Genomic DNA, 24,012 nt, shown 5'->3' on the forward strand with positions numbered 1-24,012 from the left:
CACAGTGAACCTACGGCAGATCAACGCCGATAGATGAAACAGCGCCCGTCGACCGCCCCTTCTGGCAGCGGCACCTCGGTCAGTGTTTCGAAATACATACGATCGCTGGAAACCATCAGTCCGTCCCGCGCCAGAAGCGGTTCGATCAAAGGTGAGACGAGGCGGGCAAAAGCATCATTCTTTTGCCGGTTGTGTCCCCCAAGATCGGCATGGATCAGACTGGCTGACGCGCCAAATCGCGTGACCGAAGCAGGCAATGTTTCGCGCACATCACCGAGAATCACCAGATCATCGGGCGGTGTCGAATCGGGATGAGACGCAACGGCCCGTTCAAAAACATAAACGGGACGGTCCTGAATGTGCTTAACCATGTGGTGATATGTGCGCCCATTTCCCAATCCCAGCTCAAAAACCGGACCAGGCTGCCCCGTGGTCTGCGCGATGGCAAAGTCCAGACAAGCACGTTGCGAGACCATTCGGTCAATGAACAGATCCAATCGGCTTTGTTGCTCGGACACGGGGCACCTCTTTCAAAATCATTCGACACCAGTCGGGGGGCGATTGCGCCTTTGATGGCAAAAACTCAAGACTTTGTGTAGCCATACGGCCCGAGTTTCACGATTCCGCGACAATTCGGGTGAAGAAGGTGTTTGACTACGCCGCCCCAACCGCGCGAAACTGCTCAAAAAAGACAGGGAGTTCACAAAGCCGATGTTTTCTAGCGGCCAGACGGGTGGAAAACCCGCATGAGTGCGTTGTTGTCCGTTCGGGATCTCAGCATCGGCTTTGGCACGGGTCCATCCGTTGTCCAAGATGTCAGCTTCGAGGTCGAACCCGGGCAGACACTTGCATTGGTTGGAGAATCCGGTTCGGGCAAAACGATTTCCTGTCGCGCTGCACTGCGTATTCTGCCGCGTACCGCCCAGATCCGTAGCGGAACGATCACGCTGAACGATTCCAAAGGCACCGCTAATCTGATCGAACTGAGTGAAAGACAGATGCGTGGTATTCGCGGCAATCGGGTTTCTATGATTTTTCAGGAACCGATGCGATCTCTGTCACCGCTTCACAAAATCGGAAATCAGGTCAGCGAAGTTCTTTGGTTGCATCGCGGCGCATCCGATGCACAGGCCCGCAAAGAAGTTCTGACCCAGTTTGAGAGGGTTGGTTTCCCCGACCCTGCCCGCGCCTACGACAGCTATCCGTTCGAGCTGTCCGGCGGCATGCGCCAGCGTGCCATGATTGCCATGGCCATGGTGTCCAAGCCTGAATTGCTCATCGCGGACGAGCCGACAACAGCGCTGGATGTTACCACCCAAGCGCAGGTTCTTGGGCTGATCAAAGAGCTGCAGCGCGAGACCGGTATGGCGCTGATCCTTGTCACCCATGACCTGGGTGTAGTTGCTAACATGGCCGAGCGGGTGGTCGTCATGCACAAAGGCCGCGTGATGGAAGCTGGCCCGGCAGCACCAATTCTGAACGATCCGGCGCACCCCTATACGCAGCAGCTGTTCGACGCTGCGCCTGAGATACCCGATCAGGATGCCGTCGGCATACCGATGCCCGACGAGGACCTAATTCTGCAGATGACCGGGGTCTCAAAGACCTACACGATGCGATCGAGCAAAGGTTGGAAAGCCGACAAACTGATCCATGCCTGCCGGGGCGTAGATATGAAGCTGGCGCGCGGCAAGACGCTTGCAATCGTTGGCGAAAGCGGGTCTGGCAAAACAACCGCCGCCAGAATCGCTCTGGGCGCTGAACTGCCCGACCCGGGCGGCGAAGTTCTGTTCAGAACAACAAGGGATTCCGAACCGATAACGGTTCACAGTATGACACGGACCGAACGCACCGCGTTTCAGCGCAAGGCGCAAATGGTGTTTCAGGATCCCTATAGCTCTCTTAGCCCCCGTATGCGCATTCAGGATGCCATGACCGAGCCGTTGGAGATACACCGCCTCGGCACCGTGGCAGAGCAGCGCGACAAAGCGGCTGCGATGTTGCAGCGGGTCGGGCTGAATGCCGATATGCTCAAACGCTATCCGCATGCGTTTTCTGGTGGACAACGACAGCGCCTATCTATCGCCCGCGCGATGATGCTGGACCCGGCGCTGATTGTTTGTGACGAGCCAACCTCGGCGCTGGATGTATCCGTTCAAGAGCAAATTTTGACCCTGCTCGAAGAACTGCAGGACAGTCTGAACCTGTCTTACCTGTTCATCTCACATGATCTGGCCGTCGTCGCGCGCATTGCCGACGAGGTCGCCGTCATGCGCCGGGGTCTTGTGGTGGAACAAGCCCCACCCGAAACTCTGTTCTACAATCCACGTCATCCCTATACCAAGGCACTGATTGCCGCCCAGCCGGAACCAGATATCAATCGCCCGATTGATCTGAAACTGGTTGCGCTTGGTGCCGGTTCACCCGACAGTTGGGATGACGCCTTTCGATTTTCCGACTCCGTGATACCTTCTTTGGTAGAGTTGGAGCCCGGCCATAAGGTACGTTGCCATGTTTAAGACCACTCACCGATTGATTCTGGCCGCGTCGCTGGCCATCGCAGGAATGCTGCCCGCTGTGGCAGAAATTCCGTCTAATCTTCAGGAAAACGCGTTCTGGCAAACCGAGGTTGAAAGCGGCGACCTGCCACCGGTTGCTGAACGTATTCCGCAAGAACCGCTGATCGTGGACTTAGCCGCCAAAGGTCGCGAATTCGGCGTACCCGGCGGTACACTGCGCACGATGGTCACCCGGTCCAAAGATATTCGGCAAATGGTGGTCTATGGCTACGCAAGGCTTGTGGGTTTCGATCAGGATTACAACATCGTCCCGGATTTGCTGGCTTCTTTCGAAAACGAAGACAATCGCAAATTTACTTTGAACCTGCGACCCGGCCACAAATGGTCAAACGGATCCGCGTTCACATCCGAAGACTTCCGGTATTGGTGGGAGGATGTGGCCAACAACGAATTGCTCAGCCCTTCAGGCCCACCAGATTTCCTGCTGGTTGAAGGCAAAACACCCACCGTCACCTTCCCCGACGAAACAACGGTTGTATTCGAATGGGATGACCCCAACCCGAATTTCCTGCAATCACTTGCTCAGGCGCGGCCGCCCTTTATCTATCGCCCGTCTGAGTTCCTTAAGCAATATCACGAGAAGTTTGCAGACCCCGAAGAACTGGCATTCAAGGTCGAAGATGCGCGGGTAAAAAGCTGGGCGGCGCTGCATAACAAGTTGGACAATCTATATAAGTACGACAATCATGAACTTCCGACGTTGCAACCATGGCTCAACGCAAGTTCGGGCAAGAAAATCCGGCACAACTTTGTCCGCAACCCTTACTACCATCGGGTGGATTCAAATGGGGTTCAGCTGCCCTATATCGACGTAGTCGAAATGGAAATCGTCGCACCGGGTTTGGTCGCGGCCAAAGCAAATGCGGGTGAAACCGACTTGCAAGGTCGCGGATTGGCATTCCGTGATGCCTCGATCTTAAAAAAGGGCGAGGCTGAAGGTGGATACAAGACGCTTCTGTGGAAAACAGGCGTCGCGTCGCAGATCGCGATTTATCCCAATTTGAATTACACTGACGATGCGTGGCGCGAGGTTCTGCGCGATGTACGTGTACGCAGGGCACTGTCGCTCGCCATTGATCGCAAGACGATCAATCAGGCGCTCTATTTCAAGCTGGCCCAACCCGGCGCGATGTCGGTTCTGCCCGCATCGCCCTTCTACGACGAAGCGAATGCGCAGGCTTGGGCACAGTATGACATCGACAAGGCGAATGCTCTGCTTGATGAGGCTGGGCTGACCGAGCGTGACAAAGATGGTATCCGATTGTTGCCCGACGGGCGTCCGATGGAGCTGATCATCGAAACCGCAGGTGAGCGGCAAGAGGTTGAAAATGCCCTGCAGATCGTCACGGATACCTGGCGTGAGATCGGAGTCGAACTGGTCATGCGACCATTGGATCGAGACATTCTGCGCAACCGGGTCTTCTCGGGCAATACAATGGCGTCGGTCTGGTTCGGCTGGGATGACGGCATTCCGCAAAGCCACACATCGCCGGCCTATCTCGCCCCGACCGATCAGGTCTTTCTGGCATGGCCTAAATGGGGCCAATACTATCAGACAAATGGAGGGTCGGGCGAACCACCAGACATGCCCGAGGCCGAACTTCTCATGAAGCTTGCCCACGATTGGGAAATCGCCTCCACGGATGAAGAACGCGGCGCAGTCTGGTCTGAGATGCTGAAAATTCACGCTGACCAGCTTTATGCGATCGGCATCCTGAACGGCGCACCGCAGCCTATTGTCGTGTCGAACCGCCTGCGCAATGTGCCTGAGCAGGCCATGTGGGCATGGGAACCCGGCGCACATTTCGGCATTCACCGTCCCGACGAGTTCTTCTTCGCCGACTAATTCAGGAGCAGCTAAATGGTCATGCTGCGCTACGCGGTGTATCGCTTTTTCACGATGCTGCTGACATTGCTGGTGGTGTCGGTTCTGATTTTCGTGATCATCAACCTGCCCCCCGGCGACTATCTCAGCAACCAGATCGCCGAACTGCAGGCTTCAGGACAGTCCGCCGGTGTCGCCAAGGCCGAGTTTCTGCGCAAGGAATACTCATTGGACCGGTCGTTGCCCGAGCAGTACCTGATCTGGATGGGCTTCTGGCCCGGACCGCATGGGTTCGAGGGCCTGTTACAGGGCAATTATGGCTGGTCCTTCGAATTCGACCGCCCCGTGCGCGAGATCGTGGGCGATACGCTCTGGTTGACGGTTGTAGTCAATCTGGCCGCCATTTTATTCGTCTATGCCGTTGCTCTACCATTGGGGGTCATCGCTGCGGCCAGATCACGGACGTGGATCGACTATACCTCGGCCTTTGTAGGCTATCTGGGTCTTGCGACCCCGAACTTCCTGTTGGCGCTGATCCTATTCTACTATGGCCATCGCTATTTCAACCTGCCCATCGGCGGCCTGATGGACCCTTCCTTTGAGGGACAACCGATGAGCTGGGACAAGTTGAAATCCATCCTTGTCCACCTGATCGTTCCAACCTTCGTCATCGGAACCTCGGGTGCTTCGGCCATGATGCAGCGCCTGCGCGCCAATATGCTGGATGAACTAGGGAAACCTTATGTCGAAACAGCAATCGCCAAGGGCATGTCCCCATCGCGGATGCTGACGAAATACCCATTGCGCGTGGCCTTCAACCCGTTTGTCGCCGACATTGGCAACCTGCTGCCCTCGATGGTTTCAGGGTCGGTTTTGGTCTCGGTAGTTCTGGGTCTGCAAACAATCGGCCCGACCCTGCTGACTGCCTTGAAAACGCAGGACCAGTTCCTGTCGGCCTTCATTCTTATGTTCGTGGCTCTGCTGACGCTGATCGGCACCATGATTTCCGATATCCTGCTGGTCATGCTTGATCCGCGCATTCGTTATGAGGGGCGCGAAGCATGACCGACAAACCAGATGATCGCTATGTCGACGACGCACCATTTGACCCGCAGGCCTCTATTCAGCAGCTTGAGCGCGCAGATCTCGATGCCCCTAATTGGGTGCTGGTCTGGCGCAAGTTCAGGACCCACAAGCTGGGTCTGATTTCTGGCCTCTTCTTGCTGCTCTGTTACTTGATGCTGCCTTTTGCGGGCTTTATTGCCCCCTACGGCCCCAATGACCGGAACGGAGAGCACCTGTATGCTCCACCCCAGTCGGTCAACTGGTTTCATGAGGGGAAGTTCATCGGCCCCTACGTTTATCCAATAGTTGCAGAGGCAGACCTTGAAACTTTCCAGTGGAAATTCGTCGCTGACACGGAAGACCCGCGCCCAATCCAGTTCTTCTGCGAAGGGTCAGAATACAAACTCGCAGGCTTGATCAAATCCGATACGCACCTGTTTTGCGCACCCGAAGGGGCCACGCTGTTTCTGTGGGGCTCGGACCGTCTGGGCCGCGATGTATTCAGCCGCATTCTATATGGCGCGCAACTGTCGCTGACAGTGGGCCTGATCGGCATTTCGGTATCCTTCTTCCTCGGCATCCTGTTCGGATCAATGGCCGGGTATTTCGGAGGGCGCATCGACTGGACCATCAACCGTGTGATCGAAATCCTGCGCTCGCTGCCGGAACTTCCCCTCTGGCTGGCCTTATCCGCCGCGGTGCCATCAAATTGGAGCCCGGTCGCGGTATTCTTCATCATCTCGATCATCCTCGGTATTCTCGATTGGCCAGGCCTTGCCCGATCTGTCCGCGCAAAATTCCTGTCTCTTAGAGAAGAGGAATACGTACGCGCGGCCGAGATGATGGGCGCAAGTTCGGGTCGTGTGATCCGAAAGCACCTGCTACCCAATTTCATGTCGCATCTGATTGCCTCGGCCACGCTATCAATCCCTGCGATGATCTTGGGCGAAACCGCCCTCAGCTTCCTTGGCCTTGGACTGCGCGCCCCGGCGGTCAGTTGGGGCGTGATGCTGAACGATGCGCAGAACCTCGCCTCAATCGAAATCTATCCATGGACCGCGATCCCGATGCTGCCAATCATCGTCGTCGTGCTGGCCTTCAACTTCCTTGGCGACGGGTTGCGCGACAGCCTTGATCCCTATCAGCAATGAGCTTGCTGTCCGCCCTCCCCTCAACTGACACCTACAGGGTCAATGGGGCGGGTGCGCGGCCCAGCGCCTTCGCGGTTTCGGAGCTGGCGACGGCCAGTTTTGCGGCAGTCGGGCAGGAGCTGTCGCGCCTTGTGACAGCCTTGAACCTGGCGCCTGCACCTCTGGAGGTGGCCGTAGATCATCGACTGGCCTCCTTGTGGTATGGCTTTTCCTTCAAACCCGAAGGGTGGGATATGCCCAGCCTTTGGGACGCGATTGCTGGCGACTATCAGGCCTCTGATGGGTGGATCAGGCTGCACACCAACCTGCCCAGTCATCGCGCCGCCGCCCTTAATGTTTTGCAAGTCGCGCCGGACCGTGCGCTGGTATCGCGCGCAGTTCGGGATTGGAGCATCTCTGAACTGGAAGCCGCGATTGTCGCCGAGGGCGGCGTCGCTGCCGCAATGCGCAGCCGCTCTGAGTGGCATGACCATCCGCAAGGACGCATATTGGCCCGCGAGCCGTTGATCGGATGGCAGGGGCCACGCAATATTCAACTACGTGATCGGCCTCAGGCGACTGCCGCGCGACCTCTTTCTGGGCTGCGTGTGCTCGATCTGACCCGCATTCTGGCCGGGCCAGTCTCGACACGAACACTTGCGGGTTTTGGCGCCGAGGTCCTGAGGATCGATCCACCCGGCTGGGATGAACCTGGCGTCATTCCTGACATTTCTCTCGGCAAGCACTGCGCCTATCTGAACCTGAAATCACCCGATGGAAAATTAAAACTGCAAGAGCTGCTGGCCCAAGCGGACATATTTGTCCACGGGTATCGGCCCGGCGCTTTGGACGCACTCGGTCTGGGCAAAAACACGCGGGATCAGCTTGCCCCCAACAGGGTTGAAGTCACGCTCGACGCTTATGGCTGGCAAGGACCATGGGCAGCGCGCCGCGGTTTTGACAGCCTTGTACAGATGAGTTCCGGAATCGCACATGCAGGGATGGGTTGGGCGGGGGTCGACAAGCCAACTCCGTTGCCTGTTCAGGCACTGGATCACGCAACTGGCTACTTGATGGCAGCCGCCCTGCTCTCGGCGCTCGCCGAAGCCGCATCCGGTCAGGCCGTCATGGATGCCCGGCTCTCGCTGGCGCGCACCGCCGAATTGCTGGGCACCCTCGCCAAGAGCGAGCCCGGTGACGAAATTACCGAGTCGCTGCCTGTCGATTATGCGGATGCGCTCGAACCTTCCGGGTGGGGGCCCGGCTATCGATTGAAGCCGGCGCTAACCGTTGGATCCGCAAAGATGCACTGGGCTTTGCCTGCGTCCAAACTGGGAACTTCGCAGCCCACTTGGCCGTCACTTACCGCTTAAAGCTGCCGCCGCGCGGGACGCGCGGCCCGGCCCAACGCTTTGGTTGACGTCTCGCCAGAGACGCAAACCAAAGGGGCGGGAGCCCTCCTAGCGATCATCACCACCGCCGGGGCCGATATCGTCCAGATAGTCTTCGTCAATCGCGGCCTGAACGGCCCCTGTGACAGCCTCGCGTTGTTTGGGAGTCAGGTCCTCGGCCTCTTTGTCATCCGCCAGTCGCACGGTGACTTCCCGATGCGCAAACCGGATGCCTTCACGGGCAAACAGCTCACGAATATCCTGATAGACTTTCTTGCGCACCAGCCACTGATCACCCGGTTTGGTCATGAACTTGACCCGGATAATCATCGCCGAATCCTGCATCTCGATCACACCCTGCGATTTCAGCGGCTGAATGAAGTTATCACCAATCACCGGATCGCTCAGCAGCTCTTGACCCAGCTTCTTGATCAGCTTCCGCACCTTTTCGACATCGGTGTCATAGGTCACCCGCAACGGCAGCTTCATGATTACCCAGTCGCGGGAATAGTTTGTCAGAACCTTGATCTCTCCAAATGGGATCGTGTTGAGCGCACCAAGGTGGTGGCGCAGTTGGAAGGACCGGACCGATATCTTTTCGACCGTCCCTTTCACATCACCAATGTCGATGTATTCACCCTTTCGGAAAGCATCATCCATCAGGAAGAACGCACCCGAGAAGATGTCGCGGACCAGGGTTTGCGACCCGAAACCAACGGCCAGACCCACAACACCTGCACCGGCAAACAGCGGGCTGACATTGATCCCCAGTTCCATCAATACAATCAGCGCGATGGTCACAACGACCACAGCCAGAATGGCCCCGCGGAACAGAGGCAACAAAGTTGCAAGACGGCTCTGCCCACCTTCGCCTCCTTCGTCGCCCAGCTCGGCTTCAGCACCGCCGTCATCCGTCTCTTCCGCGATCTTGCTATCGATCCAGACGCGGAAGAAGTGAAACAGAATGTAACCCATAAACAGGATCACCATCACATCCAGCGCCCGCTCGATCGGCAAGTCATCCGACCAATTGGCCTGCGGGTTCCAGATCACTACCAGCGCATAGAGACCCACCACAAAGGCCAGAATGCCTGCCACACGACGGGCAAGGTCTTCGTATGTCAGAATGGCGTGTTTGCGCTTTTCGGCCTGCGGCGTATCAGCCACCAGCTCATCCTCGATCTGCTCAGCCGCTTCTGCGTCGGCATTCATCACCTCAATTCTGCGATTGCGATCAAAATACCTTTCAAGCAGATAGTTCATCGCGCCGTAGGCCACGACGACGGACATAAAGATGGCATAGCTGCTGGCCACGATCGGGATCGAATCCTGAACCTCAAGCACCAGATCAACGGCCAGTTTGAACCAGCTGAACACCATATAAAGCACCAGAACCGGCGCCCAGGCGAAAGAGATGAACTTCAGTATCCAAGACACCTGATCCGGAGCACGCCCGCCACGAATAGCGTTCGAGATCGCGCGTGCATTGAACAGGATCATCAGTATGTTGCCCAGCGCCCCGATCAGCGTCAGGCTACCATAGACCATGGCATAGACGTTATAGTTCAGCCCAAAATCCGCGACCCATGTCGAGAACAGAACAACCGAGATGTCATAGGTCGCCAGTGCTGACGCCCAAACATACAGGCGCTTGGCGTCCCGGTCTGAAAAAGGCGGCAAGCGATACTGGCTGAGGTAAGGCGACAGAACCATCCGCCACAAGTCCGAGACGGTGCGCGAGAGGAAGAATGCGGTAAAGATTGCCGTAACGGTAAACTGGATTGATATGTCTTCCGCTTCACCAAAGAACAGATAGCCAACGATCAGCGCCATGAGCATGGCAAAGATCGTTCCGCCAATGCCCATCACGAAACGATACACAAGGAAAGGCATCTTCTCACGATAGCCAACCGGGTTTTCCTTGATGCGCGCAACCACCAAACGCTTCGCGATGCGCTTGCCGTAGATTTCGATCGACAACCAACGCCCCAGCAAAAGGAACAACACGTTCAGGACCAACACCTCGACATAGGTCTGAATCCGCCCGTCCGGACTGGTCTGTCTGAGGATGTATTGGACCTCAAAGACCGAATAGGGCAGCGCCTCCATCCGCGAGCGTACGGAATCCCGGAACTTTGAGAACCGCTCTTGCGCCTTCATCAGCTGAGAACCCTCAGCCATGTGATCAATGCTATCTGCCTCTGGCGTCGCGTCGGCGCTATTGCCCGCTGCCGATACAACCTGCCCGGCGCTGTCGATTACGATTACGCTTGCGCCCGCCTCGGAAGCGGATCGAATGGCCGCCGCCAGATCGCTGTCAGCGGCAGAGCTTGAAGAACCGGTTTCCTCGATTGATCCTATTGGGTATCCCGGAATAAGCGAAGTTTGCGCAACCGCGTCGGTTGCACTGGCCAGCATCGCCGCCCAAATCACCAAAATCAGCCCGGCCAGAACATTCATTTTCATCGTATATCGCATCCAATTCGTAGCTGCGTCCAAGACTATAGAACCTCAGAAGGCTGTTCAAATCATCCGCACACGCGGTGTCAACATCGTGAGAGCCCGTGTTCCTGACGCAATGGATGGGATAAAGTGTTTCCAAGACAACAAAAATTGAATATGACCACCTGAGGCGTCCCGCCTCCGAATTGGCTTGTGCATGAAGAACCATCGGCCTGCATATCGCAAGGTGCGCCTGTTGCCGGCGGTGGCATTATGCTGTTGCCAATTCGCAATGTTTGGCGCATTTGGACGGCGGAATCTGTGCCTTTGGCAAGAAGGTCTGGCAGAATTACGATAATCAGGTGCAGACGCGCGGAGTTGCACCGGAACCGAAACAGGCGAAGGCATGAGCCTAGGGATCAAAAACGAAAATCACGGCCGCGCACCGCGCATCCTGCTATATAGTCACGACACGTTCGGCCTGGGTCACCTGCGCCGGTCACGCGCGCTGGCTGCGGCCATAACACAAGCCGATCAACGCGCTTCGGCCCTCATATTGACCGGTTCACCCATTGCCGGACGGTTTACTTTTCCGCGTCGGGTTGACCATGTCCGTCTACCCGGGGTCACCAAACGCGCCGACGGCTCGTATGCTTCGCAGACCATCGGCATGGGCATCGATGATGTGACCGAGTTGCGCGCAAGCCTGATCCAGACATCTGTCGAACAGTTCGACCCCGATGTGCTGATCGTCGACAAAGAGCCTACCGGTTTTCGCGGTGAGCTGCTGCCGACGCTTGAGTATCTTGAAAACTCCTGCTCAACCAAATTGGTTCTGGGCCTGCGCGACGTTCTGGATGAGCCCAAAGTACTGGCCGCCGAATGGGAGCGTAAGGACGCGATCTCGGCGACTGAACGATTCTATGATGAGATCTGGGTATATGGGTTGCGATCGGTCTACGATCCTACACAAGGCCTTCCCCTCAGCCCGGCGACGCAACAGCGCATTCATTGGACAGGGTATCTACGTCGCGATCTTGGGCCGGTTGGTGAGCCACCAGAACAACCGTATATCCTGATTACCCCTGGTGGTGGCGGCGATGGCAAGGCGATGGTCAATCTGGTGCTGTCCGCATATGAAAAAGACCCGGATCTGTCACCCCGCGCTGTGCTGGTCTATGGGCCCTTCCTGTCAGGCGAACTACGCGAAGATTTTGAAACCCGTGTCGCCGCCCTAAATGGCCGTGTGACCGCCGTTGGCTTTGAATCGCAGATCGAAACGCTGTTCGCGGGCGCTGCCGGTGTGGTCTGCATGGGCGGGTACAATACCTTCTGCGAGGTTTTGTCCTTCGACAAACGCGCCGTCATTGTTCCGCGCACGTCGCCGCGGCTGGAGCAATGGATTCGTGCCTCGCGCGCCGAGGATCTGGGTCTGGTACGCATGCTGGATGAAAACCGTGACGGTCTGACAGCGGATGCAATGATCCGCGCGATCCGCGCCTTGCCCCATCAGCCGCTGCCTTCGCAGGCCATTCGCGCAGGGTTGTTGGACGGGCTAAGCTACGTCACTCATCGCATAAACGCGCTGCTAGGCGCGGAACAAGAGCGCGCCACCGGATGACGCGCGAACCCCCCAAGCTGGCGGTGCTGGTCAAAGGCTGGCCGCGCCTGTCCGAGACGTTCATCGCGCAAGAATTGGTGGCCTTGCAGGAGGCAGGGCACAGCTTCGATATCTGGTCGTTGCGCCACCCGACCGATACCAAGCGCCATCCTCTGCACGATCGCTTCATGGGGCAGGTGCATTACCTGCCGGAATACCTTTATGACGAGCCCGCACGGCTGGTGGCTGCGCGCAAGATTGCCTCTCGTCTGTCGGGATACGCCCAAGCCTATCAGGTCTGGCGGCAAGACCTTCGCCGAGACCCGACTCACAACCGAATTCGCCGGTTTGGCCAGGCTTGCGTGTTGGCCGCAGAGCTGCCCGATCAAACGCAGGCGCTATACGCGCATTTCATGCACACACCGTCTTCGGTCGCCCGCTATGCGTCTATCATGCGCGGCCTGCCCTGGAGTTTTTCGGCGCATGCCAAAGATATCTGGACCTCACCAGACTGGGAAAAGCGGGAAAAGCTGCAACTGGCCTCTCACGGCGCCATCTTCGGGGCAACCTGTACTGCCATTGGTGCCGCACATCTGCGCGAACTGGCTGATGATCCTGCGCGGGTAGAACTGATCTATCATGGGCTGGACCTGTCGCGGTTTCCTGCACCTCCCCAGCAGTGTTCGCGTGCAGAGGATGCACCCTTTCACATGCTGTCAGTCGGGCGTCTTGTCGAAAAGAAGGGCTTTGACCGGCTTCTCCAAGCTTTCGCGCTACTCCCCAGATCGCTGAATTGGCATTGGACCCATATCGGCGGCGGAAATCTGGGCGATGAGTTGAGCGCACAAGCCGATGCCGCAGGGATTTCCGATCGGATCACGTGGATGGGGGCTTGCGATCAACCGGAAGTCATTGCCGAGATGCGCCGCTCTGATCTGTTTGTCCTGCCCAGCAGAATTGCTGCCGACGGCGACCGCGATGGTTTACCCAATGTTTTGATGGAAGCCGCGTCCCAGCGCCTCCCGATCCTGTCAACGCCGGTGTCAGCCATCCCGGAGTTCATTGAATCCGGTATTCACGGTCAGTTGTCAGCAGATGACCCGACCTCTCTTGCCTCGGCTATTGCGGATCTCGCCCGGAACCCGACCAGAACGGCCGAGATGGCTGAGGCCGCGTATAACCGGTTGATCGCCGACTTCCGGATGGACCCGGGCATACGTCGCTTGTCCGAGCGGCTCAGCGCCTTGTGCGCGGACGAGCCCTGATGGCGCGGGTGGCTTTCTATGCACCGATGAAGTCCCCCGACAGTCCCAAGCCCTCGGGTGATCGCGAAATGGCCCGCAACCTGATGCAGGCCCTCGGCGCTCAGGGAGACATTGTTGAGCTGGCCTCGCAATTGCGGATTTACGACAAGGCAGGCGACCGGGCACTTCAGGACGAATTACGTCGCAAAGCAACGACCGAGGCTGCACGACTGGCTGAGGAACTGCCCTCTGACACGAACCTGTGGGTGACTTATCACAACTACTATAAGGCCCCCGATCTGCTCGGCCCGGCCGTGAGCCGCGCAAGAGACATCCCGTATGTGCAGCTGGAAAGTACCCGCGCCACCAGCCGGCTTGCAGGCCCATGGGCTGATTTTGCGCAAGCGGCGCATGACGCGTGCGACAGCGCGCAGGTGATTTTCTACCACACTGCCAACGACCTGATCACGTTAGAACGGGAAAGGTTCGGTACGCAGGCGTTGGTGGAACTGCCTCCGTTTCTTCCCATCACGGAATTGCCCCCTGTTTCGACCCGTGATGGGCCGATGCTGACCGTGGGCATGATGCGGCCGGGGGACAAGCTGGCCTCGTACGCCATTCTGGCCGACACGCTGGAACATCTGACAGGGGATTGGGCGTTGGACGTGGTAGGCGATGGCCCGGCCCGATTGGAAGTCGAGGCGCTGATGGCGCGGTTCGGACCTCGTGTCCGGTTTCTGGGTCAGCTGGATCGGGACACGTTGAAGGTCCGGTACCGCCAGGCGTCCTTGTTCGTTTGGCCCGGGGTCAACGAAGCCTATGGAATGGTCTATCTTGAGGCCCAGGCCTGCGGCGTTCCCGTCGCAGCACAAGATCGCCCCGGTGTTCGTGATGTGCTGATGCCTTCGGATCATCCCGGCGTCGGATCGGGTGCCAAAGGGTTGGCCGCGCGTATACAGAGGTTTCTGGACCATCCCGACCTGAGCCAGTCTGAGGGCAATCGTGCCCGCGCCTATGTCGCGCACCGCCATCTGATGCCATCCGCCACCGAGCGGTTCTGGACCACTGTGCGCCCATTGTTGGAGAAAAACCGATGACCCGCCTCGCCCTTCTGCGACATGGACACACGGATTGGAATCGCGCGGGTCGCATTCAAGGGCGCAGCGACATTCCGCTGGATGCCGACGCCCGGGCTGAACTTGCGGGGTATTGCCTTCCTTCGCCATGGAACGCCGCATCAATCTGGTCCAGCCCGCTAAGCCGCGCGTCTGAAACAGCGCAGTTGGTATCGGATAAAGCGCCCAAAACATCTCAGGCCCTGACCGAGATGAATTGGGGCGAATGGGAGGGACAGCGCGGTGCTGAGCTGATCGAGACACCCGATAGCGGTTACCGCCACATCGAAGACTGGGGCTGGGATTATCGGCCACCGGGCGGTGAAAGCCCGGCTGAATTATGGGCAAGGCTTAATCCATGGTTGACCGAGTTGCAGGGAGACAATCTTGCTGTCTGCCACATCGGAATCATGAGGGTAATATTGGCCAAGGCCTGGGGCTGGAATTTTGCCGGACCCGCACCGTTTAAGATCAAGCGTAACAGACTGTTTATCGTAAACCTGGACGAAATGCGGCCTGAACCCGAACCCGTTCGATTGATTGCGCGTGAGGTTTGACCATGAAGGTGATGATCGTTGTTACCCATCTGTTGGGCACCGGGCATCTGAGCCGAGCCCTCACATTGGGGCGCGCATTCGCCGAACAGGACCATGAAGTGTTTATGGTCTCGGGCGGAATGCCTGCGCCACAGCTTGACACACGTGGGTTGTCATTTCTGAACTTACCGCCGCTGCGGTCTGACGGCACCGATTTCACCCGCCTGCTTGATCAGAGTGGTACTGTTGCTGACCCGGCCTATTTCGCTGCGCGCACCAACGCTCTGACGCAGGCGGTCCGCAGCTTTGGGCCACAAATATTGATCACCGAGCTTTATCCGTTCGGGCGGCGCTCCTTGGCCGCAGAATTCCGATCTGCGTTGGAAGCCGCGCGGAACCTACCTCAGCCGCCCATCATCCTGGGTTCGATCCGTGACATTCTTGCACCGCCATCGAAGTCTGCAAAAGTAACCCAAACGGATGAGGTTATCGCAGAGTTTTACGACGGCGTTCTGGTCCATTCCGACCCCAAGATCACCGAACTTGAAGTCAGTTGGCCTGTCTCGGCTCAACTGGCATCGCGCCTTCATTACACCGGTTTCGTGGCCCCAAGTGCTGCGCCAAGTCATCCGGATGGCATAGGCCAGGGCGAGATATTGGTCAGCGCGGGTGGCGGGTCGGTCGGCCAGCCGATCTTTCAAGCGGCCATCGAGGCCGCCCGAAAGATGCCCAACAGGCGCTGGCGCCTGTTGGTGGGCGGGCAGGATGCCAATGCGCGGATCGCCGAGCTTTCGCAAATGGCCGAGGGTTCATCGGTTCTTCTTGAAACCGTCCGCCCTGATTTTCGCCAAATGCTGCCGCTTGCCGCCGCCTCGGTCAGCATGTGCGGTTACAACACCGCCATGGACCTGCTGCAAAGCGGTACCCCGGCGGTTCTGATCCCCTTCGATGATGGAAAAGAGGTTGAACAGACTTTGCGCGCGAGATCTCTGTCTCAGTTGAACGGGATCGAGGTGCTTAACAGTTCTGACCTGACCGCCGACTCGCTGGCCAATGCGGTGGGTCGCGTCATGTCCGGCACCTCACGCCCGGCTATGGACAACGGGTTTGATGGTGCACGCCGGTCGGTGGAAATTGCAGTGAGCTTGCACGAGGCTAGCCGATGAGGCCTGATTGGCACACATTGCAATCCGAGTTGCAGCGGTGGCAGGACGCAGGATTGACCCTGCCCCTGTGGTGGCGTGATGACGATGCAGTTGCGGTGACACCGCAGCTTGAAAAGCTATCCGCCATGTCGGGCGCGCTTGGCCTACCCGTCCATCTGGCTGTGATCCCGCGTGATGCGCAAACGGCACTTGCAGAGTATGTGTCAGATCAGTCTGTTTTGATCCCGGTTGTGCATGGCTGGGCGCATCAGAACCACGCGCCTGCAGACGAGAAGAAAGCCGAATTTCGCCTGCACCGGCCCCTTGAAGCGGCAGTTGCAGATGCCGAGGCTGGATTGTCCCGGCTGCGAGGTTTGTTTGGTGCGCACCTGCGACCGATGTTTGTTCCGCCATGGAACCGGATCGACTCCAAAGTCGCCATGCAGCTTCACGGGCTGGGCTATCGGGTTCTGTCGACGGCGACCCCCCGAAAGATACTGCTCGCAGCGCCCGGCCTCGCGCAGGTAAACACACATCTCGATCCAATCGACTGGCGCGGGACGCGCGGTTTAATCGACCCTGACAGACTGATCGCACAGACAGTTGAGCTGCTGCATGACCGACGCACCGGTCGCGCTGACAATGCCGAAGCATTTGGGGTGTTGACGCATCATCTGGTCCATGATCAGGACATCTGGACGTTTACACAGGATCTGTTGCACAGGCTGCTTGATGGACCGGGCACACCCTGGACCGCACCACGTAACTGAACTCGCAAGGAGAGCCCGAATGAGCCGACTGGATTCCATGCTGCGCCGCCTGACGGCGCAACGCGACGGGCTAAACTGGGCCGCCGCACAGATCGGCACCATGGAAGGGGACGTTCTGGACCTGGGGCTAGGTAACGGACGTACCTATGATCATCTGCGTGAAATCCTGCCCTCTCGGCGTATATGGGTGATGGATCGCGTCTTGCAGTGTCATCCCGACAGCACGCCACCGGCACAGGATTTCCTGCAGGGTGAGGCCGAGCCGATGTTGCGTAAACTAGCGGACGCAGGCCAAACAATCGCGCTGGCGCACTACGATTTCGGCCGCGGGATCAAGTCCGAAGATGTTGCGGAAGCGGCGCGCCTCAGCCCTCTGATCAAACAGGTCATGCGACCCGGTGGGTTGTTGATTTCAGGGCAACCGTTGACGGGTTTTGCTCAGATTGAAGGCCCCGAGACCATCGCGCCCGATCGATATCTTTTCTATCGCGCCTGAGCAGGCTTTGAACTGGCGGGATTGTATATTGAATCTATCGATCAGATTCACCGCAGTCAGGCCTATGCATTGACGCGAGTCGAGGGTATACGCCACCGCAACAGCACACCCACATGAGGCCAGTCATGAGCTTTGACCGTTCCATCAAGATCGCTCCCTCGATCCTGTCAGCCGATTTCGCAAATTTCGGACAGGAGATTCAGGCCATCGAAGCTCAAGGGGCGGATTGGGTTCATGTGGACGTGATGGACGGCCACTTTGTCCCAAACCTCACTTTTGGTCCCCCAGCGGTCAAAGCGTTTCGCCCACATGTTAAGACCGTCATGGATGTGCATTTGATGATCACTCCGGTCGATCCTTATATTCAAGCCTATGCCGATGCGGGCGCTGATGTGCTGACCGCGCATGTCGAAGCGGGGCCGCATTCGCACCGCACGCTGCAGGCGATACGCGCTGCGGGAATGAAAGCAGGGATCGCGTTGAATCCCGGGACGCCCGCCGAGGCCGTCGAACATCTGTTGGACCTGACTGATCTGGTGTGCGTCATGACCGTCAACCCTGGCTTCGGGGGGCAGAAATTCATCGACATGACCGCAAAAGTGCAACGTTTGCGCGAGATGATCGGCGACCGACCGGTGCATATCGAAATCGACGGCGGTGTTGATCCCAAAACAGCGCCTCTGGTGGCCGCTGCAGGCGCTGACGTGTTGGTCGCCGGATCAGCAGTTTTTAAAGGCGGGTCAGTTTCAAACCAGTCGGTCTATGGCGACAATATTCGCGCTGTGCGGACTGCTGCCGAAGGTGCACTGGGTTAACAACAAACCCTCCCGCCAGTCGTCGACGTTTCTTACGAAACGCCTCCTCCTGTTGGGCCCGGCATCGCGCTTTGCGCGATGCCGGGCCCAAGGCGGCTAGCAATATTGGCGCAGCCAATGTTGCGCAGGCGCGGGAGCCTTTGCCCCGAGACTTCAGGCACCTTTGTTGAGATCATCAAAGCAGCGGTTCTCGGCCACCAGTTGTTCAAGCAGGGGTGCAGGTTGCCAGAAATAGGCATCTTCTTCAGCCCACTTGCGGATATCGTTCAATACGCCCGGCAAACCTTGCAAATCTGCCCATTTCAGCGGCCCACCCCAGTAGCGCGGAAAACCGTAGCCATAGAGCAGCGTAACGTCCACATCCAGCGGTCTACGCGCGATGCCGTCGCCTACCACCTTCGCCGCCTCATTCACCATCGCGACCATATAGCGACGTATGATCTCCTCATCCGTAAACGCGCGTGGAGTTATGTTCTGAGCCGCACGCTCGGCTTCGATCAATGATGTCAGCTCGGGGTTCGGCTCTCCACCCCGCTTGCCATTTTCATATATGTAATAGCCCTTGCCGGTTTTCTGGCCGAAATGTCCGGCCTCGCACAGCTTGTCGGCATAGAAACTGTCGCGAACGCGTGGATCCTGGCCTGCGGCCCGTTTCCGCTTGCGCGCCGCCCAGCCAATATCCAATCCGGCCAAGTCTGACACTGCATAGGGGCCCATCGCAAATCCAAACCCGGTCAGCGCAGCATCGATCTGGAATGGGCTCGCCCCATCCAGCACCATGTGATCAGCACAGTTCCGATATGTGCCCAAAATCCGATTACCTATGAACCCGTCGCACACACCTGCCCGAACGGCCACCTTGCCCAACCTCTTGCCCAACGCGAAACCCGTTGCCACAACTTCGGGCGCGGTGTGATCCGCCACCACGATCTCAAGCAGTTTCATCACATGTGCTGGGGAGAAGAAATGCAGACCGATGACATCCCGTGACCTTTCGGTCGATCCGGCAATTTCGTTGATATCAAGGTATGAGGTATTGGTCGCCAATACCGCACCGCTTTTGCAGACCGCATCCAGTTGCGCAAAAACCTTTTTCTTCACTGCCATGTCCTCGAACACGGCTTCGATCACCAGATCAACGCCACTCAGCGCGTCATAGTCGGTGGCCAGGGTCAGCCGGTTCTGCAGAATATCATCATGTTTATCCTGGCTCAGCTTTCCGCGCCTCACGACGCCAGCCAGATTTGCCGCGATACGATCTTTAGCGGACCGCGCTGCCTCGTGTGACATCTCAAGCAGCACGACAGGAAGTCCCGCCAGCAGAACTGAGGTGGCAATCCCTGCGCCCATCGTACCGCCGCCGATGACGCCAACCTGTTGCAGGTCCCGCGGCTCGACCCCATTCAACTCAGGCAATTTTGCAACCGCACGCTCCGCAAAGAATGCGTGGATCAACCCTTTGCGCTGATCCGAGGCCATCAGGTCCATGAATAATTCCCGTTCGCGTGCCAAACCGGATGCAAAATCCTCGGCCTCACAACTGGCTTGTATTGCCCGCACTGCAATCGCAGGCGACAGTTGGCCCCGGCCCTTCTTCAGCACCGCGTTATAGGCCGCATCAAAATCGATTGGGGCGGGCCGGGCCATATCGCAAACAGGACGCCGAGGTGCATCAGTTGCAAGCAGCTCTCTGACATAGGCCAGGCCGATCTCGCGCGGATCACCATCCTGAACTTTGTCCAGCACACCCATCTCAAGCGCTTCTGGAGCTCGGACGTGCCGCCCCGTCGTGATCATGTCCAATGCAGCCTCGGCTCCGGCAACACGCGGCAAGCGCTGGGTGCCGCCAGCGCCAGGAATGATACCAAGATTAACCTCGGGCAACCCCACCTTCGCAGACGGCACGGCAACGCGATAATGACAGGATAAGGCAACCTCAAGCCCACCACCAAGCGCGGTTCCATGCAACGCAGAAACCACCAGCAAGGGCGACGCCTCAATCCGATCACAGAGTGCGGGCAGCCACGGGTCCTGTGGCGGCTTGCCAAACTCGCGAATGTCTGCGCCTGCAAAATAAGTCCGACCCTCACCATAGATCAAAACCGCGCGCGCGCCCTCTGTTTCGGCACGTTCGATCGCCGACAACAAACCCCGGCGCACATCCACGCCCAGCGCGTTAACGGGTGGGTTCTCAGCCGACAAAACGGCGATATCGCCCACTTTCTCATACCCGATGACTTGGGTCATATGATCGTGCCTCCTCAGACGAAATGCGATGCCAGTAGTAAATCGGGGAATCCCCGAACACGGCGCGATCAAAGACTGGCCCGGTCTGCGTTCGTATTCAACTATATTTTCGACCGATCGTTCGGTTTATTTGATTTTCTCGGATTTAGTACCATAATCACGCGGTTCATGCCCGGAACTAACCTTTTACGTTGCGGTAGAAATTGCTTCGCGGCCTCAGACCAACGAAGCGCAAAAAACTGCAGTGCTAGGTCTAAATTCGCACGGAACCCGAGGGCGCGATCCAAATGGAAACGCAGCTAACAGGGCCTTAGCACTTGTTTGGGAAGTTCTGGTAGCGGAGGTCCGTCTTGGACACAAACCCCACACATTAACACTCTGTAAAATATGGGTGCCGTGACCTTCAAGGGGTAAGCCGAAAGGTCAATTGTCGTAGCGGTGCCCTGACTGGCGAATGCGATCAAAAGAAATTGGCCTTCACCGGGGTGCTCAGCGTTGAAGGCTGTCGCTATTGCGGCAAGAGGAACGTCTTACATAGCCTCCAAGGTATGCTGGAGGCCATTTCGAATGTGATCTTCCAACAGCCTCTTCGCCGTGTCGGCGTCTCTGGCCAGCGCGGCATCGAACATGCCCTTGTGCTCCTTGACCGCCTCTTCGCCGCGATAAGTCAGTACAAGCATCTGATACCGCAAGTACTTGTCGTAGATGATGGAGTGCAGAGACAGAAGGTTTTTGGAGTTGCAGGCCGCGATCATCGCTTGGTGAAACTCCCAATCATATCGTTTCCAGGTTTCTTTCTCCGACTCGTCGCCCTTGAGAAGCTGCTGTTCCATCAGGTGCAGTTTGTGGTGTGCGGCAACGAGGTTGCCTTCCCAATCCGTGTTGCCATTCGCAATGGACAATTCCAACGCGTGGCATTCCAACAGGACCCGTAGCTCTGAAATCTCGGTCAGGTCTTCTCGTGAAACTGGTGTGACCAGGAAACCCCGTTGCTCGGGAGCTTCGACAAATCCGTCGCTGGCGAGCCTGTTCAGCGTTTCACGAAGTGTCGAAAGGCTTGCCGAGTAGCGTTCCTTCAAGGCGTCCAGCTTCAGTTTGGAGCCGGGTTGCAGCTCCCCGAAGATGATATCCCGCTTGATGCGCTGATAGGTGCTTGCACCTATCGTAGACGGCTGTTTCGCCATGCGTTTCACCCGATATTATCAGTTTCCTCGTTCACTTAGCATTTTTCGGAGACATCAACAATCCAAACTGATATATGGTAAAAATAAAAATATCATACATTATTGCGGAATCGCGAAAACCCCAATACGGTCGTGGCCAAGTTGGGCAAAGCAGCTCGATCGCTATCATCGGTTTCGGGATTTTCCGGACCCTCCGGAAGGAAGCAAAGTGTCTAAGAACTTTCGCATTGCCATTGTCGGCATTGGTCTTGTTGGGCGCCGCCATGCGGACGCTATCCGAGCGTTGCGCCATGTTGATCTTGTAGCGGTGGTCGACCCCAGTGACGGAGGTCGTGCCTACGCCGTTGAGCACGGGGTCGCGTGTTACGAGACGTTGGAGGAAATGTTTGCAAACCAGACGCCGGACGGAGCTGTGCTTGCGACGCCCACTACGCTTCATGTTGATCAAGGCCTAACCTGTGTTCGACATGGCTGTCCCGTTCTTGTCGAAAAACCGATCGCCGTAGAAGCCACCGCTGCACTTGAGCTTGTTCAAGCAGCGGAGAAGGCCAATGTGCCTCTGATGGTCGGACATCATCGTCGGCACAATCCTCTGATCCGGTCGGCTAAGGAAGCCATTGTCGATGGGAAGATTGGAGATGTGCGCGCTGTCCATGCGAATTGCTGGTTCTATAAGCCTGACGAGTATTTTGATGCTGCGCCCTGGAGAAAGAAACCCGGTGCAGGGCCCATCTCGGTCAATCTTGTCCACGATGTGGATCTGCTGCGGTACCTGGCCGGAGAAGTCATGACCGTACAGGCTCAGTCGGCTGCATCGCAGCGGGGATACGACAACGAAGATGTTGCCGGTGCTCTGTTGACGTTCGAAAGCGGGGCGATAGGGACGATAAGTGTGTCCGACAGCATCGTAGCTCCATGGAGCTGGGAGATGACGTCTCAGGAATATCCAATCTATCCTTCAACCACTGAGAGTAGCTACATGATAGGTGGATCTCATGGTTCGTTGTCCGTTCCTGATCTTCGATTGTGGAGTTACCAGAGTGAGCAAAGGGACTGGTGGACGCCTATCTCATCAACCGCGCTGAAGAAGGGTGCGTCTGATCCTCTGGTCAATCAGCTTAGGCATTTTGTTGAAGTAGCTTTGCACAAAGCAGAGCCGATTGTGTCTGGATGGGAAGGTTTCAGAACGCTTCAAGTTATTGAAGCTATTCAGAATTCCTGCAGAACAGGTGAGACGGTCAGGATCAAAAACCTACAAAAAACACCAAAGGTAGATATGACGGCTGCATAAAAATATCATATATTTTATAAAAAATCTTGCAAAACGACAAAAATAGGTCAAAACTCTGAATCGCAAAAAAGAAGCATCATGATGTCTCAGGGAGGAGCAAAGTGATTACCAAACTTACCCGCCGGGCTGCTGTATCAGCCCTGGTTGCAACTGGTGTTCTGTTTAGCGCAACAAGTGGTGTGCTGGCGGAAGACAAAGTGCAACTTCGCCTCGCAACATCAGGATCGGAGACCGACCAGCGCTCGGTCGCTATGGCCGAGGTTTTCGCGCCTATGGTCGCTGATTTCGCAAGCTATGAGCCCAGCTATAATGGCACGATCTTCGCCCAAGGCACCGAGCTGGACGCCATCAGCCGGGGCAACCTGGAAATGTCGATCACCTCGGCGCAGGAACTGGCACAGTTCTTCCCCGAGTTTTCGATCTTTACCGCCGGCTATGTCCATCAGGACGCCGCGCATCAGGTTGCCGTCTTCAACGATCCCTTGATGGACGCGTTCAAACAAAAGGCCGAAGAGGAGCTGGGCGTCAAACTGCTGTCGGTCATGTATCTGGGCCGTCGCCAGGTGAACCTGCGCCAGCCCAAGGATGAATTGACGGTCACGACGCCAGCAGATTTGGAAGGTGTGAACCTGCGGATGCCGGGCACGGATGCGTGGCAGTTCCTTGGCAAAGCGCTGGGTGCCGCCCCGACACCAATGGCCTTCTCCGAAGTCTATACCGCGCTGTCGACCGGTGCCGTTGACGGTCAGGATAACCCATTGCCGACTGTGGTTGATGCCAAATTCTACGAAGTGACCAATCAGATCATCCTGACATCGCATCTGGTCGACCTGAACTATATCGCCATCGGCAAAGAGGTTTGGGACGGGCTGACACCGGAACAGCAAGCCAAGGTTCAGGAAGCTGCGGATGCAGCGGCTGAATCCGGTCGCCAGAAGCAGCTTCAGAAAGAAGAGGACCTTGTCAGCTTCCTCAAGGAGCAGGGCATGGAGGTCTACGAGCCCGACCTCGCGGCGTTCCGTGATCAGGTGCAGTCGATGTATCTCGAAAGCGAATTCGCCGGATCATGGCCGGACGGTGTTCTCGAGCAGATCAACGCTCTGGGCAACTAAGCCCATCTACACAAGGGAGGGAGAA

General features: G+C 57.3%; 19 protein-coding genes. 15 read left to right on the forward strand and 4 right to left on the reverse strand.

Features of this window, described 5'->3' with window-relative positions; translation table 11 throughout:
* Nucleotides 1–20: 20 nt before the first annotated feature.
* Entirely contained in the window at nucleotides 21–518 is a 498-nt protein-coding gene (locus ACR0BI_RS07905) for a class I SAM-dependent methyltransferase (RefSeq protein WP_170564502.1), read from the reverse strand.
* Nucleotides 519–746: 228 nt separating this feature from the next.
* On the opposite strand from ACR0BI_RS07905, the gene ACR0BI_RS07910 reads away from it, so the two are divergent.
* From ACR0BI_RS07910 to ACR0BI_RS07930, 5 genes are read left to right on the forward strand one after another with little or no spacing between them, the layout of a single operon-like run.
* Complete coding sequence (locus ACR0BI_RS07910; protein WP_170397648.1) at nucleotides 747–2,519, forward strand: ABC transporter ATP-binding protein; 1,773 nt, start codon at nucleotides 747–749, stop codon at nucleotides 2,517–2,519.
* On the forward strand, nucleotides 2,512–4,425 hold the full coding sequence (locus tag ACR0BI_RS07915) for an ABC transporter substrate-binding protein (protein WP_480561094.1): 1,914 nt from the start codon (nucleotides 2,512–2,514) through the stop codon (nucleotides 4,423–4,425). Before ACR0BI_RS07910 ends, ACR0BI_RS07915 begins: the two co-directional genes overlap by 8 nt.
* 15 nt (nucleotides 4,426–4,440) lie before the next feature.
* Nucleotides 4,441–5,469, forward strand: coding sequence for an ABC transporter permease (locus ACR0BI_RS07920; RefSeq protein WP_170397654.1), 1,029 nt, complete (start codon nucleotides 4,441–4,443; stop codon nucleotides 5,467–5,469).
* The gene (locus tag ACR0BI_RS07925; protein ID WP_480561092.1) at nucleotides 5,466–6,620 is read left to right on the forward strand and encodes an ABC transporter permease; all 1,155 of its coding nucleotides are present in this window, start codon (nucleotides 5,466–5,468) and stop codon (nucleotides 6,618–6,620) included. The genes ACR0BI_RS07920 and ACR0BI_RS07925 overlap by 4 nt, the downstream gene beginning before the upstream one ends.
* Nucleotides 6,617–7,972, forward strand: a complete 1,356-nt coding sequence (locus tag ACR0BI_RS07930) for a CoA transferase (protein ID WP_480561090.1) — start codon at nucleotides 6,617–6,619, stop codon at nucleotides 7,970–7,972. The genes ACR0BI_RS07925 and ACR0BI_RS07930 overlap by 4 nt, the downstream gene beginning before the upstream one ends.
* A gap of 87 nt (nucleotides 7,973–8,059) precedes the next feature.
* On the opposite strand, the gene ACR0BI_RS07935 is transcribed toward ACR0BI_RS07930, so the two are convergent.
* Nucleotides 8,060–10,456: a mechanosensitive ion channel family protein gene (locus tag ACR0BI_RS07935; RefSeq protein ID WP_480561088.1), complete on the reverse strand. Its 2,397-nt coding sequence runs from the start codon at nucleotides 10,454–10,456 to the stop codon at nucleotides 8,060–8,062.
* 382 nt (nucleotides 10,457–10,838) lie between these two features.
* On the opposite strand from ACR0BI_RS07935, the gene ACR0BI_RS07940 reads away from it, so the two are divergent.
* From ACR0BI_RS07940 to rpe, 8 genes are all read left to right on the forward strand, one after another.
* Nucleotides 10,839–12,053, forward strand: coding sequence for a glycosyltransferase family protein (locus tag ACR0BI_RS07940; protein WP_480561086.1), 1,215 nt, complete (start codon nucleotides 10,839–10,841; stop codon nucleotides 12,051–12,053).
* Nucleotides 12,050–13,297, forward strand: coding sequence for a glycosyltransferase (locus ACR0BI_RS07945; RefSeq protein WP_170424457.1), 1,248 nt, complete (start codon nucleotides 12,050–12,052; stop codon nucleotides 13,295–13,297). The genes ACR0BI_RS07940 and ACR0BI_RS07945 overlap by 4 nt, the downstream gene beginning before the upstream one ends.
* Nucleotides 13,297–14,373 carry a glycosyltransferase family 4 protein gene (locus tag ACR0BI_RS07950; protein ID WP_480561084.1) on the forward strand — a complete coding sequence of 359 codons (1,077 nt, stop codon included), beginning with the start codon at nucleotides 13,297–13,299 and terminating at the stop codon, nucleotides 14,371–14,373. The genes ACR0BI_RS07945 and ACR0BI_RS07950 overlap by 1 nt, the downstream gene beginning before the upstream one ends.
* Nucleotides 14,370–14,948 (forward strand): histidine phosphatase family protein, encoded by a 579-nt coding sequence (locus ACR0BI_RS07955; protein WP_170626530.1) that lies wholly within the window; start codon nucleotides 14,370–14,372, stop codon nucleotides 14,946–14,948. The genes ACR0BI_RS07950 and ACR0BI_RS07955 overlap by 4 nt, the downstream gene beginning before the upstream one ends.
* Before the next feature lie 2 nt (nucleotides 14,949–14,950).
* Complete coding sequence (locus ACR0BI_RS07960; protein ID WP_480561082.1) at nucleotides 14,951–16,093, forward strand: glycosyltransferase family protein; 1,143 nt, start codon at nucleotides 14,951–14,953, stop codon at nucleotides 16,091–16,093.
* Nucleotides 16,090–16,842, forward strand: coding sequence for a polysaccharide deacetylase family protein (locus tag ACR0BI_RS07965; protein WP_170663929.1), 753 nt, complete (start codon nucleotides 16,090–16,092; stop codon nucleotides 16,840–16,842). The genes ACR0BI_RS07960 and ACR0BI_RS07965 overlap by 4 nt, the downstream gene beginning before the upstream one ends.
* A gap of 19 nt (nucleotides 16,843–16,861) precedes the next feature.
* Nucleotides 16,862–17,338 (forward strand): class I SAM-dependent methyltransferase, encoded by a 477-nt coding sequence (locus ACR0BI_RS07970; RefSeq protein ID WP_170397683.1) that lies wholly within the window; start codon nucleotides 16,862–16,864, stop codon nucleotides 17,336–17,338.
* Nucleotides 17,339–17,463: 125 nt separating this feature from the next.
* The gene (gene rpe, locus ACR0BI_RS07975; RefSeq protein ID WP_170663931.1) at nucleotides 17,464–18,153 is read left to right on the forward strand and encodes a ribulose-phosphate 3-epimerase; all 690 of its coding nucleotides are present in this window, start codon (nucleotides 17,464–17,466) and stop codon (nucleotides 18,151–18,153) included.
* 153 nt (nucleotides 18,154–18,306) lie between these two features.
* On the opposite strand, the gene ACR0BI_RS07980 is transcribed toward rpe, so the two are convergent.
* Together ACR0BI_RS07980 and ACR0BI_RS07985 are read right to left on the reverse strand one after the other, a co-directional pair.
* Complete coding sequence (locus ACR0BI_RS07980; protein ID WP_480563113.1) at nucleotides 18,307–20,400, reverse strand: 3-hydroxyacyl-CoA dehydrogenase NAD-binding domain-containing protein; 2,094 nt, start codon at nucleotides 20,398–20,400, stop codon at nucleotides 18,307–18,309.
* 530 nt (nucleotides 20,401–20,930) lie between these two features.
* The gene (locus ACR0BI_RS07985) at nucleotides 20,931–21,584 is read right to left on the reverse strand and encodes a GntR family transcriptional regulator (RefSeq protein ID WP_480563114.1); all 654 of its coding nucleotides are present in this window, start codon (nucleotides 21,582–21,584) and stop codon (nucleotides 20,931–20,933) included.
* Between the two features lie 208 nt (nucleotides 21,585–21,792).
* On the opposite strand from ACR0BI_RS07985, the gene ACR0BI_RS07990 reads away from it, so the two are divergent.
* Entirely contained in the window at nucleotides 21,793–22,875 is a 1,083-nt protein-coding gene (locus ACR0BI_RS07990; protein ID WP_480563115.1) for a Gfo/Idh/MocA family protein, read from the forward strand.
* Between the two features lie 101 nt (nucleotides 22,876–22,976).
* Nucleotides 22,977–23,987, forward strand: coding sequence for a TRAP transporter substrate-binding protein DctP (dctP, locus tag ACR0BI_RS07995; RefSeq protein ID WP_170773895.1), 1,011 nt, complete (start codon nucleotides 22,977–22,979; stop codon nucleotides 23,985–23,987).
* Nucleotides 23,988–24,012: the final 25 nt, after the last annotated feature.

It is taken from the genome of Ruegeria sp. E5, assembly GCF_056534105.1.

Excerpts from the sequence above, each read along its gene's own strand:
- ACR0BI_RS07910 (WP_170397648.1), top strand. The coding sequence starts at position 747 with ATGAGTGCGTTGTTGTCCGTTCGGGATCTCAGCATCGGCTTTGGCACG.
- ACR0BI_RS07915 (WP_480561094.1), top strand. The coding sequence starts at position 2,512 with ATGTTTAAGACCACTCACCGATTGATTCTGGCCGCGTCGCTGGCCATC.
- ACR0BI_RS07920 (WP_170397654.1), top strand. The coding sequence starts at position 4,441 with ATGGTCATGCTGCGCTACGCGGTGTATCGCTTTTTCACGATGCTGCTG.
- ACR0BI_RS07925 (WP_480561092.1), top strand. The coding sequence starts at position 5,466 with ATGACCGACAAACCAGATGATCGCTATGTCGACGACGCACCATTTGAC.
- ACR0BI_RS07930 (WP_480561090.1), top strand. The coding sequence starts at position 6,617 with ATGAGCTTGCTGTCCGCCCTCCCCTCAACTGACACCTACAGGGTCAAT.
- ACR0BI_RS07935 (WP_480561088.1), bottom strand. The coding sequence starts at position 10,456 with ATGAAAATGAATGTTCTGGCCGGGCTGATTTTGGTGATTTGGGCGGCG.
- ACR0BI_RS07940 (WP_480561086.1), top strand. The coding sequence starts at position 10,839 with ATGAGCCTAGGGATCAAAAACGAAAATCACGGCCGCGCACCGCGCATC.
- ACR0BI_RS07945 (WP_170424457.1), top strand. The coding sequence starts at position 12,050 with ATGACGCGCGAACCCCCCAAGCTGGCGGTGCTGGTCAAAGGCTGGCCG.
- ACR0BI_RS07950 (WP_480561084.1), top strand. The coding sequence starts at position 13,297 with ATGGCGCGGGTGGCTTTCTATGCACCGATGAAGTCCCCCGACAGTCCC.
- ACR0BI_RS07955 (WP_170626530.1), top strand. The coding sequence starts at position 14,370 with ATGACCCGCCTCGCCCTTCTGCGACATGGACACACGGATTGGAATCGC.
- ACR0BI_RS07960 (WP_480561082.1), top strand. The coding sequence starts at position 14,951 with ATGAAGGTGATGATCGTTGTTACCCATCTGTTGGGCACCGGGCATCTG.
- ACR0BI_RS07965 (WP_170663929.1), top strand. The coding sequence starts at position 16,090 with ATGAGGCCTGATTGGCACACATTGCAATCCGAGTTGCAGCGGTGGCAG.
- ACR0BI_RS07970 (WP_170397683.1), top strand. The coding sequence starts at position 16,862 with ATGAGCCGACTGGATTCCATGCTGCGCCGCCTGACGGCGCAACGCGAC.
- rpe (WP_170663931.1), top strand. The coding sequence starts at position 17,464 with ATGAGCTTTGACCGTTCCATCAAGATCGCTCCCTCGATCCTGTCAGCC.
- ACR0BI_RS07980 (WP_480563113.1), bottom strand. The coding sequence starts at position 20,400 with ATGACCCAAGTCATCGGGTATGAGAAAGTGGGCGATATCGCCGTTTTG.
- ACR0BI_RS07985 (WP_480563114.1), bottom strand. The coding sequence starts at position 21,584 with ATGGCGAAACAGCCGTCTACGATAGGTGCAAGCACCTATCAGCGCATC.